Origin of the sequence: Nakamurella deserti, from assembly GCF_003260015.1 — a bacterium.
GTDB classification, from domain to species: Bacteria; Actinomycetota; Actinomycetes; order Mycobacteriales; family Nakamurellaceae; genus Nakamurella; species Nakamurella deserti.
The window spans coordinates 1215102-1229980 of sequence record NZ_QCXS01000002.1 but is presented as its reverse complement, the minus strand read 5'-3'; the positions used below and the strand labels follow the sequence as shown (position 1 = coordinate 1229980).

Annotated in this window: 10 protein-coding genes and 1 pseudogene; 7 read left to right on the top strand and 4 right to left on the bottom strand. The window is 68.8% G+C overall.

Translation table 11 applies throughout. The features are described 5' to 3' along the window. Positions 1 to 14: 14 nt before the first annotated feature. Positions 15 to 290, bottom strand: coding sequence for a hypothetical protein (locus DB033_RS20560; RefSeq protein WP_157970526.1), 276 nt, complete (start codon positions 288 to 290; stop codon positions 15 to 17). Positions 291 to 903: 613 nt separating this feature from the next. Here DB033_RS20560 and DB033_RS21360 point away from each other — a divergent pair. Continuing rightward, positions 904 to 1173, top strand: a complete 270-nt coding sequence (locus tag DB033_RS21360; RefSeq protein ID WP_240615758.1) for a hypothetical protein — start codon at positions 904 to 906, stop codon at positions 1171 to 1173. Between the two features lie 48 nt (positions 1174 to 1221). Here DB033_RS21360 and DB033_RS21780 read toward each other — a convergent pair. Further along, a pseudogene (locus DB033_RS21780) lies at positions 1222 to 1593 on the bottom strand (DUF1016 N-terminal domain-containing protein); the annotation flags it as partial. Between the two features lie 896 nt (positions 1594 to 2489). On the opposite strand from DB033_RS21780, the gene DB033_RS21075 reads away from it, so the two are divergent. The 3 genes from DB033_RS21075 to DB033_RS05705 all read left to right on the top strand — a co-directional run bounded on the left by DB033_RS21075 (position 2490) and on the right by DB033_RS05705 (position 6109). Next, the gene (locus tag DB033_RS21075) at positions 2490 to 3200 is read left to right on the top strand and encodes an alpha/beta fold hydrolase (protein ID WP_205843667.1); all 711 of its coding nucleotides are present in this window, start codon (positions 2490 to 2492) and stop codon (positions 3198 to 3200) included. Then, positions 3193 to 4950: a sensor domain-containing protein gene (locus tag DB033_RS05710; protein ID WP_205843666.1), complete on the top strand. Its 1758-nt coding sequence runs from the start codon at positions 3193 to 3195 to the stop codon at positions 4948 to 4950. The genes DB033_RS21075 and DB033_RS05710 overlap by 8 nt, the downstream gene beginning before the upstream one ends. 361 nt (positions 4951 to 5311) lie before the next feature. Next, a complete protein-coding gene (locus DB033_RS05705; protein ID WP_111765833.1) occupies positions 5312 to 6109 on the top strand; it encodes an alpha/beta fold hydrolase in 798 nt (265 codons plus the stop codon). A gap of 133 nt (positions 6110 to 6242) precedes the next feature. Here DB033_RS05705 and DB033_RS20555 read toward each other — a convergent pair whose 3' ends face one another. Continuing rightward, positions 6243 to 6632 (bottom strand): hypothetical protein, encoded by a 390-nt coding sequence (locus DB033_RS20555; RefSeq protein WP_157970525.1) that lies wholly within the window; start codon positions 6630 to 6632, stop codon positions 6243 to 6245. A 560-nt stretch (positions 6633 to 7192) separates the two neighbouring features. Here DB033_RS20555 and DB033_RS05700 point away from each other — a divergent pair. From DB033_RS05700 to DB033_RS05690, 3 genes are all read left to right on the top strand, one after another. Continuing rightward, the gene (locus tag DB033_RS05700) at positions 7193 to 10210 is read left to right on the top strand and encodes a DUF7507 domain-containing protein (protein ID WP_157970524.1); all 3018 of its coding nucleotides are present in this window, start codon (positions 7193 to 7195) and stop codon (positions 10208 to 10210) included. Positions 10211 to 10490: 280 nt separating this feature from the next. Further along, entirely contained in the window at positions 10491 to 11969 is a 1479-nt protein-coding gene (locus tag DB033_RS05695) for an APC family permease (RefSeq protein ID WP_111765831.1), read from the top strand. Between the two features lie 409 nt (positions 11970 to 12378). Next, complete coding sequence (locus DB033_RS05690) at positions 12379 to 13017, top strand: LysE family translocator (RefSeq protein WP_111765830.1); 639 nt, start codon at positions 12379 to 12381, stop codon at positions 13015 to 13017. A 251-nt stretch (positions 13018 to 13268) separates the two neighbouring features. Here DB033_RS05690 and DB033_RS05685 read toward each other — a convergent pair whose 3' ends face one another. After that, positions 13269 to 14525 carry an FAD-binding oxidoreductase gene (locus tag DB033_RS05685; RefSeq protein ID WP_205843665.1) on the bottom strand — a complete coding sequence of 419 codons (1257 nt, stop codon included), beginning with the start codon at positions 14523 to 14525 and terminating at the stop codon, positions 13269 to 13271. Positions 14526 to 14879 lie beyond the last annotated feature (354 nt).

The following is a 14879-nucleotide window of genomic DNA, read 5'->3' as shown; positions in this document are numbered from 1 at the left end:
CGTCGCACGGCTGCTCAGCGCGGGACCACCCGGTGGTCGTACCCGTCCACGATGACGGAGAAGGGCTTCCGGATGTCGACGCCGGCCGGCACCTCCACCGTGGAGGTGGTCAGGCTGAGGTCGGCGGTGCAAGCCATGGATCCGGCCGGCGCGTCGTCGCCCTTCTCGGCAGGTGCGGACTCGACGACGACGGTCGACGCGGAGCCGGCCGTCACCGACACGGGGAAGGTCGGGCAGGAGCCGCTGCCGAGGAAAACGATCTCGAGGGTGCCGGCGTCAGTCAGAGCCACGTCATGGTGCGGGTCGGACCCGGCGGACAGCGTGGAGCCGGTGGGGACGCCCCTTGTCCAGCTGACGACTACGTCCGGCACGGAGATCCGGCCGCTGCCGCCCCTGACCGCACACGAGGCGACGAGCAGCAGTACCGCCGCGCCGCATCCGACCCTGCTGCCCGTCGTGTTCACGCGATATCTCCCGCCCCTGCTCGCTCGTCGCTGGGTGGACGGTGCGGGTGGAACATCCGGTTGCACCCCTTCGGAGATCGGCTCCGGGGCGACTCCGTCCGGCAGGGCCGTTCGCTCGTCGCTGGGTGGTCGGTGTGTATGGGGCATCCGGTTGCACCCCTGGGAGATGGACTTGAGGCGGGGCTGTCCGGCAGGGGGATGCAACCCCGTCGGCGGCTGCCGACGTCAGGTCGGCGTGAACTCAGGACGGCGTGGCCGGCGGTGGTGGCTCGGCGCCGGACTGTGCGCGCTGGCGGCCTGCGCACCACCCGGCGACGGCGGGGTACGGGCGCCGCGCACCGAGCCGCCGGTGGTGGTGCAGAGCTGGAGCCGCGGCACGGGGGCAGACACTTAGGCTCTCGTCGACGGCGGGAGCAGTGTGCGGCTCACCTCGGACGGGATGCTCGAGATTGTGCTCGCCGCCGCCGCCACGTGTCCTCATTTCCCCGACGTGGTCACCGTGACGGCACCCGGCGCCGTGACCATCGCGTCGACGATCACCATCGTGGTCACCGGCCAGAGGGGGGTGCGGGACGGCACGCGCTGGGTCGGCAGCACCGCCGACATCTCGTCGGTCCGGTCGATCGTCGAGGTGCCCGCGGGTATCGACGTCACCCGTCCGTTCCGCGTCGTCGTCGACGGAGTGCAGCATCTGGTGGGTGCGTCGTGACCAGCCGTTGTCGGCGTCGCGCTCGGCGTACCAATCCCGCAGATCAGGCTCGTCGAGCTGGTCGAGCAGGCTGCAGACGTGACCCCACGGCAATTTCCCAACGGGTCGTTGGGAAATTGCGTGCTGGTCGGGCCAGGCGGCGGCGAACGCCCGAATGTACTGCAGGTTCGTCGCCGACAAGCCGGTCATGTTCGGAAACTCCCGCCGCAACTCTGCAGCAAGGCGCTTGATCACTCCCGATCCCCAGGGCTCGGACTGCTGACGCTCGAGGATCAGTCTTCCGATGCGCCAGTTCATCGCCACCAGCTCGGTGTTGGCCGCTCGGGCCGCAGGAAGTCGGGTGGTGCGGACCTCCGCGCCGATCCGATCGACGAGATCGCCGAACCCACCCGGCTCCAGCGACGGCACGCGAACCTCCATGAGAAAGACGACTTCGGACGTTAGGTGGAATCAGACGCCTGAGGCTACCGTTCGGCTCCGGGCTCCGGTCAGCTCCTTCCACAGGCGGACCTGGACGCGACCCGAGCCTCAGTCGGTTGTCGCTGACCATCAATCGACGCTGACCGGCGGCCCAACCAGGCACCCGTTTACGTCACAGTGACGGAATGCCGGAGGGTGGCCCGATGGCACATTACCGGGGGAACCAACAGGGGTCCGAGGAATTTGAATCCATCTAGAACTTGTCGGCCGCGTTCTGGCCAAGCGCATGACGCGTCCTCGTCGGCGGGTCGCCGAGTCGAAGGATCGTCGCTTCATGCGGTCAGTCGACCGGACCACGTGTCGTGCTCTGTGGGTGCACCTGCAGTCGGTGTAGCCGCCGTTGGCGAGTCCCTGCGGGCGGACTCGCAACGGCGGCACCAGCGGATACACGCATGGCGAGGCCACGCCAGGTCAGGCAGCGTTCCGGAACTCCGAGACCAAATGCCGATAATGCACATTATGTTAAGCTGACCTCGACTCGGCGCTGCCTAGGCCCTCTCCGACGGCCACGGTACCGCGGTCCGAGGCGCTCCCCGGTCGGGATTTCGGTAAGTAACTGCCGGTGTCGTCGATCAGGACCGGCATCGGCGCGTGCTCGTGGCTGCCGCCGGCGTGGCTGACCAGGACCGGGCGGACAACGCTCCTGGTTGACCTCCAATTCACTGTGATGCTTTCGACCGTCCTTGCTCCGTTGACAAACCGTGATCATTCGATAACTTGGAGTTGCTAAGACACAGCCCGCTGGGGTCCGACGCCGCTGCAGAACCGCTGCCGCGTCACGACGACACAATGTCAACCGCCCAGCAACCTCGCCCTTCCGGTCACTGGAATGCCAAATGTCTGAGCTGTGTGCCCTGTTTTCAGTTGTCGGCACCTCCGACCTCGCTGCGGCCGTCCGTAACGTCGCTCATTCGTCTTGCTCACTGAACGGGCCGATCGTGCTGCTGGCACACGAGTTCGGTAGGGACCTCAACATGTGGTCCCAGTTCATCCTGCACCTCGGTCCAGAATGTCGGTTGGTCGTGTTCGACCACGCCCGTGCGCAACGACGGGGGTCGGCAGCGACCGGGCGCGTCCACACCTCCTCGACAGGGGATTACGCCCTTGAGGTCATCGCGATCTGCGACCAGATCGGCCTCACCGGCGTGACCTTGATCGGGCACAGTGGGAGCTCGATGGTCGCCCTGACAGCGGCGGCCGGTCGCCCACAACTGTTTGTCAACCTCGTCCTGGTCGCACCTTCGCCGCGTCTTGTCGCCATCCAGGACCACGTCGGTGCGTTCTCCCCGCGGGACATCGACGACCTGCTGGGCCCACTGGACAGCGACCACCCTGACTGGACTGCAGCCGCACGCGAGATGCTCGACCGGGTGTGCGTTCCCGGACAGCATGAGCAGGGCAGCGGCACCAGTGTCGCCTCGATCCATGTTCCGCAGCACCCGCTCGACCCGCCGAGGGAAACCTGCACGTATCTGCAACTCGAGGCCGCCAGCCGTACACCCAGGGACGCCGCACGGGCGATCGCGAAGTACCTGTCCGGTGAGTGACTGGGCTGCACAGGCAGCGGGTGACCTGTTTCAGAGCGCGCCATGCGGATATCTGATCACCAAGGACGACACCACCATCACCGCGGTCAACGACACCTTCCTGGTGTGGTCTGGACACGCGCGTGAGCAACTCATCGGCAGGAAGCTGACAGCACTGTTGCCCGCCGACGACCGCGCCCTCTACATCACCTATTGCCAGCCTCTGCTCGCCATGACAGGGGCCGTGAACGAGATTGCACTCGACATCTTGAACTACAGCGGCGAGCAACGGGCCGCGCTCTTGACCGCCAACCGGAGCCACGGAACCACCACCGGCGAACCGGTGGTCCGAGTCGTCATCCTGGGGTCGTACGAGCAACAGTTCCACGAAAGGGCACTGCTGGCTGCCGGACGCGCAGCAGCCACGTCGCCCACGGGGCGGGCGGACGCCGAAACCCGCCTCACCCACCTCGCTCAGCACGATCCGATGACAGGACTGCTCAACCGCGTGGGCCTGACCGCCCTCCTACACCGCCTCTTCCTCACACCACCCATCGACCGTTCGCGACCCGCGTTGCTGTTCGTCGACATCGATCATTTCAGCTCCATCAACAATTGCCTGGGGCACTCCGCTGGTGATGAACTGATCGTCGTCGTCGCCCAACGACTCCGGGCCGCGCTGCGCCACTTGAGCACTTTGGCTCGGCCTTCGGGCGACGAGTTCGTCATCGTCGAGAACGTCACCGACACCGCAGAATTGATCGTCCTGGCTGAGCGGCTGCTTGAAAGGGTCCACGTACCTGTCTCCATCGACGGCGTCGACGTCATGCCCTCAGTCAGCATTGGTTTGGCCGTCGCCGGCCCAGCGGACACCGTGAACGAACTCTTTCGCAACGCCGAAACGGCGATGCACCGGGCGAAGTCGGCGGGCCGTAACACCTGGCAGCTGCATGACCCGCTCACACTGGACCCAACCGTCGATCGGTTGCGGATCATCGATGAGCTCCGTGAGGGCATCGGTCGCGGTGAACTACAGGTGCACTACCAACCCCGCGTGGACGTAGCCACCGGTCGGGTGCACGGCGCCGAAGCGCTCGTCCGGTGGCAACACCCGATCCGCGGCCTGCTGACACCTGACGCCTTCATCGACATCGCAGAGAAATCCGGACTCATCCATGAACTCGGCGCCCGCGTCCTGGATGACGCAATCGCCCAGGTGACATCGTGGAACCGAGCCCGCGCCAATTGCCCGCCACTGGAAATCGCTGTCAATTTGTCGGCTCGGCAACTCGCGGACCCGACCATGGTCGACGTGGTCGTGGACGCCCTCAGTCGTCACGACCTGGAACCGTGGCTGCTGACCCTGGAGATCACCGAGACCGCGCTGATGATCAACCCTGACGAGGCGCTGCGGGCCCTCACCGCGTTGCGCGCCCTCGGAGTGGTACTGGCCATCGATGATTTCGGTACCGGTTACTCAAGTCTCACCTATCTCAAGCGGTTCCCGGTCCAGGAGCTCAAGATCGACCGTAGCTTCGTAGCGGGCCTGGGCATCGACACCGGTGACACTGCGATCGTCGCGAGCTGCATCCAACTCGCCCACGCCGTGGGCATCCGAGCAGTGGCCGAGGGGGTCGAGACCGTCGCACAGCAACAGGCTCTCGTCGCGCTGCACTGCGACCTGGCGCAAGGTTACTTCCTCGGCCGCCCGGTACCGCCGGAGCGCTTCCCGGTGACGGGGCCGACCGGCGTCCCAGGCCCCGCCGCTTAGATGAGCGAGGTTCTTGTGTTTCGTCGGTGTCTGCGCCGCCGCGCTCAAGAACCGGCCGAGCCATTCTTCGCAGATGGCGTCGAACTCCCGCGACGGCGGACGCTCAGCAAGAAGCCGACGGAGCTCGGCGGTGACACCCCCGTCCCAGGTCTCCGCCCCGGGTGCGTCGAACGTGGCCGCCACAACGTACGCGTCCAAACGGGAGGGCGCGGGCGGTGTCGTTGTCCCCGCTCGCGGTGAGATCGGGGATCGGTAGGTTCGACCCGAACAGCGATGCGCTCCCGGCATTGCGGGCGGCGATGAGGTCGTCGGCGCTGGTGGCAATGACCGATGCCGCCCCCAGGGTGAGTAGCGTGACGGTATGGCATTGAATCACGTAAGGCGAGGGAGCGGCAGCCCGCTGCTACTCGTGCACGGCCTCGGTGCCGGGTGGCGATCTTGGTCCCCCATCCTCGACGCGTTGGCCGAACGCCGCGAGGTGATCGCCGTCGACCTCCCGGGGTTCGGTGAGACGCCACCGTTGACCGGCGAGGTCTCGATTGCCAGCCTGACCGACTCCGTCGCCGACTTCATCCGTGAGCAGGGCCTGGACGGGGTTTCGACCGTCGGCCAGTCGATGGGTGGCCGCATCGTGCTCGAGCTCGCGCGGCGTGGAGTGGGCGGCGACACCGTGGCGTTGGACCCGGGCGGCTTCTGGAGCGACCGCGAAGTCGCGGTCTTCGGTGCCACGCTGCGGCCTTCTATCGCTCTGGTCCGAGTCCTGCGAGGCGTGCTGCCGACGCTGCTCGGCAGCCGCGTTGGGAGGACGTTACTTCTGGCGCAACTGTCGGCGCGGCCGTGGGCGCTCTCGCGAGAAACAGTGCTGCCCGACGTGCGCGGGCTGGCCGACTCCCCGGCGACTGGGGCTGCCTTGGCCGCCCTGATCAAGGGTCCCAAGCAGCAGGGCGCCCCGGCGGGCTCAGTGCCCGGCCGGGTCACCATCGGTTGGGGTCGTCGTGACCTGGTGACCGTGCCGAGACAGGCCGCACGTGCAACAGAGCTGTTCCCCGACGCGGTGCTGCACTGGTTCGACCGATGCGGTCATTTTCCACAATGGGACGCACCGCTCGAAGCGACCCGACTGATTCTTGACAAGACCGATGAGGTTCTGCCCGGGTGACCCTTTGACCGACCCTGTCGCTGTCTTCTGACTGATCGAAGTTCGTGAGCTTTCGTACGACCAGTGCGGTCGTGATGACAGCGGGCCCCGGCCCCAGGGACTGAATCGGGACGGCAGTCCCATGATGGCCTGTTCAGTGGGATCTACTCGCACCACGAGAACCCGCACCGGCGCCAGCAGGTTGGTGATCCGTTCTGGCCCGATCCCCCACGCGCATCGAGGCGCCGCTCAGGTGGTGGTGTCGACGGTGTGGTAGCCAACCCAGGGTGAGTTCGTGCCGGCGTGGGTGAGGTAGACCGACACCCAGCCGGTGCGGTGGTCCTCGATGTTCTTGTCGACGGTCGTGCAGTTGCCGTTGCCGGTCGATCACCTGGAACCGGTGGGTGTGATGGTCGTCGTCGATCCACTGCAGCACTCCGACGGCGGAGTAACCGTCGGCGTCCCGGTCGCACACGGTCAGCTTGTCGCCGTAGGCGGTCCAGGTGGCTTCGCCGCCGGCCCGGCCACCGTCGGTCGTGTTCACCGTGGTGACCACCGATGCGTCAGCCGATGGCACCGTTCCGACCGCCGTCCACGCCGCGGCCGCGCCCACCACGACCGTCAGTGCTCGATATCGCCGCCTGGACGAATCCCAGGGTGCCGCACCGACAGCGGCTGCGGGCATGGGACGTCGTCGCGACCGACGACTGCGGGCAGCGGACCGCCGGAGCTGCTCCCGGCCGGGCGCGGCACCGGGCGGGCGACGAATCCGGGCCAGGGCATCCCGGTCGGGTCCGTACATCCCGCGCTCCGTCGACGGGTCCCGGGTGCGCCGCTCACTGTCCAGTGACCTGTTCACCCTTCTCCGCAGCCACTTTTCCGATCCGCACCGAATGTCACCCATCCGTCATTTACAGTCGGGATCGACCGGCCGAGGGGCCGGTGCGGATCCGCCCGTCGGCGGCGTCGGAAGGGTGCGTCCTTCACATGCCTGGAACACACCGGGTTCAGTCAACCGCGGCCCACGGGGCCCGCCGATGGCGTCGCGCCGCAGCGGGAGGTGGGCTGTCCGTCGCGCTCGCCGCGGCCCTCGTGGTGCAACCGGTGGCACCGCCGCCGCCGGCGTCAGCCGATGGGCTGGGCCTGTCGACGGCGTGGGTGACGGCGCTGCAGGCGACCGGCCAGTCCCTGAACCGGTTCTTCAACAACGACAAGGTGCTGCTGGGCGGCGGCGGCATCGGCCTGGCCCTGACCCTGGCCGCGCCCGTCATCAGTGGACTGCTGGGCGCCCCGCAGGGCCCGTCGATCTCCGACGTGCTGGCCCAGCTCGACGTCATCGAGGACGACCTCAAGCAGATGGAGACCCAGCTCGTCGACATCAACAAGCAGGTGCTGGACTCCGAGGCCGTCACCGAGATCGGCGACTGCAACATCGAGACCAACGCCCTGAAGCAGTACCGGACCCAGGTCTACGAGATCAACGAGAGCTACCAGACGTGGGTCACCGAGCTGGCGGCCGTGAAGGTCAAGACCGATCTCGCGAGAGTCAAGGCCGCGCAGGACGATTTCATCGCCGCCGCGCTCGGCCCTGACGTCACGCAGGTGTTCGGCACCCCGTTGGCCACCGCGGCGGACAACATCCATGCGTCGTTGCTGGGCAGCGACGGCATCATCGCGACGTGCGGCAAGGCGTATCTGCAGACGTGGTTGAACAGCACCGCCGCCGGAGCGGCGCCGACGGCCGTGGGCGCGGACACCGTCGGCGCGTGGGCCGACGACCGGTCCTACTACACGAACATGACGCAGCTGGTGCAGTTCTGGCAGACCGTCGAGAGCCACGCGGTGTTCCTGCAGCAGCAGGCGGTGTTGATGAAGATCGGCAGCAAGTGGCCGACGACCACCACGGCCCCGGCCAGTGACAATCCGGACGGCGTCTGCACCGCCATCACGAACGTCGCGGACGAACAGTTGTGTGTCTCGCTGTTGACCTACGGCAAGACCAACCGCAGCAATCTCGTCGACGAGTGGAAATCCGCCGGTGTCCCCCTCACCGACGACACCGTGCTGCTGTCGCTGGGCACGAACGTGACCGGGCTCAAGGCCGCCGACGGTGACGCCATCCCCACCACGGCCTGGCTGCGCGACCCGAAGGCGTCGGGCATCCCGTGGGCGACGACACCGCAACCGTGGTCGGCGAGCCAGACCTCTGCGACGGCAGACGGTTTCACCTGGACGCCGGCCACCGGCGCCCAGTGGCAGGGTCTGGACGACGGGTACCGGGCGAGCCACCCGTCGGCGGCGCCACCGGTGCGCCCGGCACGCACCGGGAACATCTGCACCGGCGACGCGCAGTTCTCCCGGTGTCCGAACCCGCAGGACATGTACACCGGCTCGGGCGTACGCCCCTACGCCCCCCTGGACATCCTGCCGCTCATGCAGCGGGTGATCACCTCGGACCAGCGAGGTGCGTTCACCACGGCCGGCGTCGCCCACGTGTGGATGCCGGGCGAGAGTGCGTCGCCGGATCTGCACCCCTGGCGCTCCGACCCGAACGGCACGAACTACAACACCGGACCCGGTCTCATGTTCCCGGGGCAGTTCAGCGTCAACCAGGCCGACAACGACTTCGCCAACCTGACGGAGCGGCAGTACACCTACCCCTACTACAACGGCCCCGGACTCGGCACCAAGTGCATGGTGCTCAGCCCCGACGGGGTCCTGTGCGACCCGGCCGTCGTCTCCTCCTGGTGGGCCGGCCAGCTGACCGTCTCCTACGGTCTCACCGACTGGAACGTCCTCACCCAGAACTACAGCTCGCAGGGGTCCTTCGCGGTCACGCCCAGCAGCACGGCCGTGACCGCCTTCGCCGGGTCCGGCTCCCGCGGTGACAACGACTGCAGCGGAACGACCTGCGGCATCGGGCTCGACACCGTCACCGGCAAGCCCGGGTGGCTGACGACGATCGCCGGGGTCCCGGACGACGCGGCCACCCTGTGGCCGGCCGCCACCGTGCCGGACCGGGCGACGTCGCCGGACTGCTGGACCAGCTGGGGCGTGCCGACGCGGTGCGGCGCCGCGATGGACGCCTGGCTCGCCGCGAACATCCCCGACCCGGCGCTGCCGGCGCCGGTCGCTACCGCCGTGCCGGTGGTCGGGGACGGAGCCGCGGCCTCGTCGGTCAGCTCCACCGCTCCGCAGTGGGAGAGCCAGAGCAGCGCCGCCGGCGGTGCACTGGTCGTCGCACCCACGGTGTCCTGGACGGCGACCACGCCGACCGGCCAGATCTTCACCACCACGACACCGGCCGGTGCGCCGAGCATCTCTCCGGGGGACCTCGTCACCGCGGCCGGTTGGACGGGCGTGACCACGCTGGACGTGACGGCCACCTGGACCGGATGGTTCGCCGACGCCGCGGCCAACCGGACGGGTGTCTCCTCGGACTCGACCCCGGTGGCGCTGGTGAACGGCGTCTGGGTGGTCGAGAAGCCGTCGGTGGACGTGGCCCTGGAGACGGTGCAGCCGGCCGGCTCGGCGCAGGCGACGTCGACGGTCACGGTGACCAACACCGGCAACGTGCCGCTCGCCGCCATGGACGTGAGTCACGACGTTCCCGGTGGCTCCGACCTCACGGTGACGTGGCCCGGTGAGACCGGGTCGCTGGCGCCCGGTCAGACCGCCACCGGCAGGGCGACCATCGGCGCGGGGACCGAACCGTCGTCGGGTGAGGACAGCGGCGTCCAGGTGCGCGCGGCGGTCGCCGGCGCGGTGACGGTCACCTCGATCGCTCACGGCACCGCACCGTCGGGGGCCGTGGTCAGCGACACCGAGACCCGGGACCTCGTCATCGTTGCGGTCCCCCCGCCCGGGTCGACCCCGCCCGGCCCCAACGAGACACCACCCCCCGCGTCGTCGCCGCCCCCGACGGTGACCGCCGAGCGGCCCACGACGGTCGCCGCACCGGTGCCGGCCGGCGTCGTGTCGGGGGTGCCGACCTCAGGCTCCGGATCACTCGCCTACACCGGCACGGACGCCGTCCACCTCCTGTGGACCGCCTTCCTGCTGCTCGCCGCCGGCGCCGTCGCACTCCTGCTCGCCCGCCGGCGCTCGCCCTCCCGGCGCTGATGCCCCGCCGGGCAGCCTTCCGGGACGCGCCGGTCGGGCGCGTCCCGGTGCGGGGTGCGCGCCGCCACCGTCGTCGTGGGCTGCACCGCACCGCGCGGTAGAACCATTCCTCGTCCGCCGACCGGTGGACACCGCCCCGTCTCCCCCGCCGGCCGATCGGCGGACTCCCCCGCGGCCGGCCACCGACGACAGTCGACGAGCAACCGGTCGAGCACTCCCCGCCGCGGGAGCGCCCCGGTCCGCAGGCAGGACCACTCATCCCCACCGAAAGAAGTCATCCATGACGACCGCGAACGTGCCGCCCACACCGACACCCCACACCGCCCGTCGACCCGACGGCGAGCCCGAGCTGAAACGGACGCTGGGATCTTTCCAGGTCTTCGCCATCTCCTTCGCCTTCATCTCCGTGGTCGTGGGCGTCTTCGCCTCCTACGGCGAGGTGCTGCAGACCGCGGGTCCCGTGGGCATCTGGCTGTGGGTGCTCGCCGCCGTCGGGCAGACCCTGGTCGCCTTCGTGGTCGCCCAGTTCGCGGCGCGGATCGCCCTCAGCGGATCGTCGTACCAATGGGCGTCCCGGCTGGCCAACCCGAAGGTCGGGTGGTGGTTCGGGTGGCTGACGTTCTGGTTCCTGGCCATCGCCGTCGTCGCGCTCGACAACGCACTCGCGAGCCAGGCCCTGATGCCGCTCGCCGGGATGGACGACAACGAGAACACGGCAAGGCTTCTCACCGTGGCGATCCTGGTGGTCCAGGCGGTCCTGGTCATCGCCTCCATCCGCCTGCTGGGCATGATCACCTCGGCGGCCGTGGCCCTGGAGATAGCTCTGGTCGCCGTCCTCGTCGTGGCCCTGGCAGCCGCGGTGGTGTTCTCCGGCGGCGGTGACCTCGGCAACCTCGCATCCCGCGGCGTGTCCGCGGGCGATCCGAACTACTTCGCCATCGGTGGCGGTCTGATGTCCGGCATGATCATGGGTCTGACCACGCTGGTCGGATTCGACTCGGCGGCGAACCTGGCAGAGGAGGCCAAGGACCCGTACCGCAGTGTTCCCCGCGCGATCGTCACCTCGGTGGTGGCGGCCGCCGTGGTCGGACTGCTCTTCGTGGTGATGCTGACGATCAGCATCGAGGACGTCGCCGCAGTGACCGGGAGCGGTTCGCCGGTCGCCGAGATCATCCGCAGCCAACTCGGTTCCGCCATGGAGCGGCTGCTGCTGGCCGCGATCGCCATCGCGATGTTCGGCGCCGGCACGGTGGTGATGGCCGCGTGTTCCCGCCAGGTCTTCGCGATGGCCCGCGACGAACGGTTCCCGGCCCACCGGTGGATGCAGAAGGTGCACCCGCGGACGCACACCCCGGTCTACGCGACGGTGCTGATCCTGGTCGTCGGGATCGTCCTGATGATCGCCTTGCCAGGCGCCGCGCTGCTCCAGCTGATCGTCGCCTCCACCATCCTGCCCGCCCTGATCTACGGCGGCATCGTGGTGCTCTACCTCGCGGTACGCCGTCGGTTGGGGCGTCGGCAGGGCGCCTTCAACCTGGGTCGATGGGAGACCCCGGTCGCCGTGGCGGCGATGGTCTGGGTCCTGTTCGCGCTGTTCGTACTGGTGACCCCGGATGACGCCCGTGTCCCGAGCCTCGTCATCGTCGGCCTCGCCGTCGTCGGGGCCGGGTACTTCGTGACCATGCTCCGCACGCGCCGCGCGGTCCTGGAGACCGAGCCGGAGGGTGACGACCCCGTCGTCACGCCGGCGTCGGTCTGACCGTCACCGCAGCGCCGCGTCGACCGGACGGGTCGTGCACCTTCACACACGACTCCGAGCCGGCGCGCCGCAGTGGCATGACGCTCCTGAAGCTGGCGCCGATCAGTCGGAGCCCGAGAGGCCGCCTCGGCCTTCTGACGGCTGGGCCGCTGCAGGGAAGGGCCGACGACGCCCGAGGTCGCGGCGCCGGTCCCGCCGCGTGAACAGCCCTGCCGCACCCAACCACCGTGACGTTCGAGGCGCAGCTCCGGTCGGTGTCGCTGCGCCACCGGCGGGCGCCTGTCAATGAAGTTGTCACGTCCTCCACGACGGAGCATCCTGAGCCGTCGGTGCATGACGACGCGGTTCCAAGGGCCGGTGCCGCTGACGGATTCCCACCGCCCCGCCGAGTCAACCGTAGGAGCCGCTGATGGTGCCGTTGGCCGATATGGGTGCGTTCGCGCTCGCCGCGTTCGTCCTGATCGTCATCCCGGGTCCCAGCGTGTTGTTCACCATCGGCCGGTCGTTGGCGTACGGACGGCGCGCTGGGTTGCTGTCGGTACTGGGCAACGCCATCGGGACGCTGCCCGCGACGACGTTGATGGCCCTGGGGCTCGGTCAGCTGATCGCCGATTCCATCGTCGTGTTCACGGCGGTCAAGATCGCGGGAGCGCTGTACCTGATGTATCTGGGCGTCCAGGCCATCCGGCACCGTCACGGCCACGCGTCGTTGCCGTCGGGTCCGACGCGGGTACCCAGTGGCGGTCGACAGCTCTGGCAGGGCGTCGTGGTGGGCGTCACCAACCCCAAGACCTTCGTGTTCTTCATGGCGGTCCTGCCCCAGTTTGTCAGCCGTGACGCCGGTTCGGTGCCCTTGCAGCTCGCGGTCCTCGGTTGCGTGTTCGCCGCGATCGCTGTGTGCTGCGACAGTGTGTGGGCGCTGACCGCGGGTATGGCTCGCACATGGTTCGGGCGCAACCCGCGCCGTCTGTCACAGATGGGCGCCGGCGGCGGCGTGATGATGGTCGGCCTCGGCGGTTGCCTGGTGGCCACCGGCAACAGACACTGACGCCTGGGAAGAACCGGTGGCTCGGCTGCAATGACGGTGGCACCATCGGATGCGGAGGTCGTGACCTTCGGATGACGACGGTCCCGGTCGATGGCCGAACGTCCGGGTCAGGCCTTCGTCCTCCCCCTGGACCCTGGACCCTGCATCGATGGTGCCGATCGGACCGGCTCGGTCCGACCGTCACCGGCCCACCCGTCGTCCGGCGAACACCCCTGGCGCATCGGACCTCCGCCGCCCCTGGCGGTGCGCATCTACCGGGTGGGCACGCTCTGCTCGTACCGGAAGACACCGTCGGGATCCACCCGCGCCTTGATGGCAATCAACCGGTCGACGTGCGGTCCCCAGTACGCGGTCGGCCAGTCGGACATGCCGGGGTTGGGGACGTTGACGTAGCCACCGTCGACGAAGGGCTGCAGGGCCGTACCGAACTCCTCGAGCCACCTGAGGCACACCGGGGTCAGCGCGTCGTCGGCCGCCGGTACTCCGGCGCGGTCACCCCACCCTGCTCCCGGTTCGGCGTAGAACAGCGCGTCGCGATGAGCGAAGGCCGAGCCGCCGTTCGGTTCACTGTCACGGACGGCGCCGCCGAAGGCATTGGTGAAGTAGTTGCAGTGCGAGGTCGGCGCCCGGCCCATGAACGAGCCGATGATCCGTACCGCTTCCGGTGGGAAGGGCCGAGAGACGAACTGGGAACGGAACTTCCAGTTCGCGGGTTCGTCGTCAGACGGGATCTGCAGATCCCGGTAGATGTCCGTCCACGCGGACCGCCTGCTCGAGACCCGAGGGTGTCCGATCGCCAGGACGGGGGCGAGATGGTGCTCGGCATCGGACCGGTCCCCCGAGGTCAGGACGGCGAACAGCACCATCTCGTCGCGGCGGATCTCGAGTTGGCTCGTGAGGCCGTCTGCGGCGTGGGGCGCCAGGTGTTGCCAGGCCGCGAAGACCGATTCGAGCTCGTCGAGTCCGGTCCACGTGGCCGTCACGAAGACGGCCTCGGGCAGCGGGTGGATCCGGTACGTCAGCGACGTCACCACACCGAAGTTGCCGTTGCCCGCACCGCGGAGCGCCCACAGGAGACCGCTGTCATCCCCTTCGCCGATCTGGACGACCGCTGCGCCGCCGTCGGCCGGAGCCACGACGACCTCGGCGGCGAGCAGGTTGTCCGAGGCCATCCCGAAACTGCGGGTCAGCAGCCCGAACCCGCCACCGAGGGTGGCGCCCACCACGCCCACCGTGCCCTCGGTACCGGTGGGGACCGCACAGCCGAACCGGCCCAGCTCCTCGACGACCTCCATCTGCGTCAGGCCGGCGCCGATCGTCGCTGTCCGCGCGGACGCGTCGACCACGGTGGACTTGAGCTCGCTGACGTCGACCACCAACCCGTCATCCAGGCTGGACCAGCCTTCGAGGCTGTGCCGTCCGCTGCGGATCCGGACAGCCATGTGATGCTGCCGAGCCCAGGTCAGGGCGTTGACGACGTCCAGGGAGTCCTGCGCGAACACGATCACGGCCGGACGGTGGGAATGGAGGTGGTTCCACCGGACACACGCTGCTGCGTAACCGGTGTCGCCGGGACGCACCACCCGGCCGGTCAGCCCGGCCACATCGATCCCGGGGCCCGTCATGCCTACGCCGGTCTGGTCGCGACGTCGTCGCCGCTCGGGGCGGTCTCGAGGGCAGCACGGTTCGATGTCATCCTCGTGGCGGAGGCGGCAGCACCGACCGCGACAGGGCCGATCGCGACAAGGCCACGGATGCCGGCGTTGTCGGGAATGACCAGGACGCACCGCGCGAACGCGACCCGGATCAGCGAGGCCACGGCCACCGGCGTCTCCCATCGGCCGAGTCGAACGCCCCTGCTG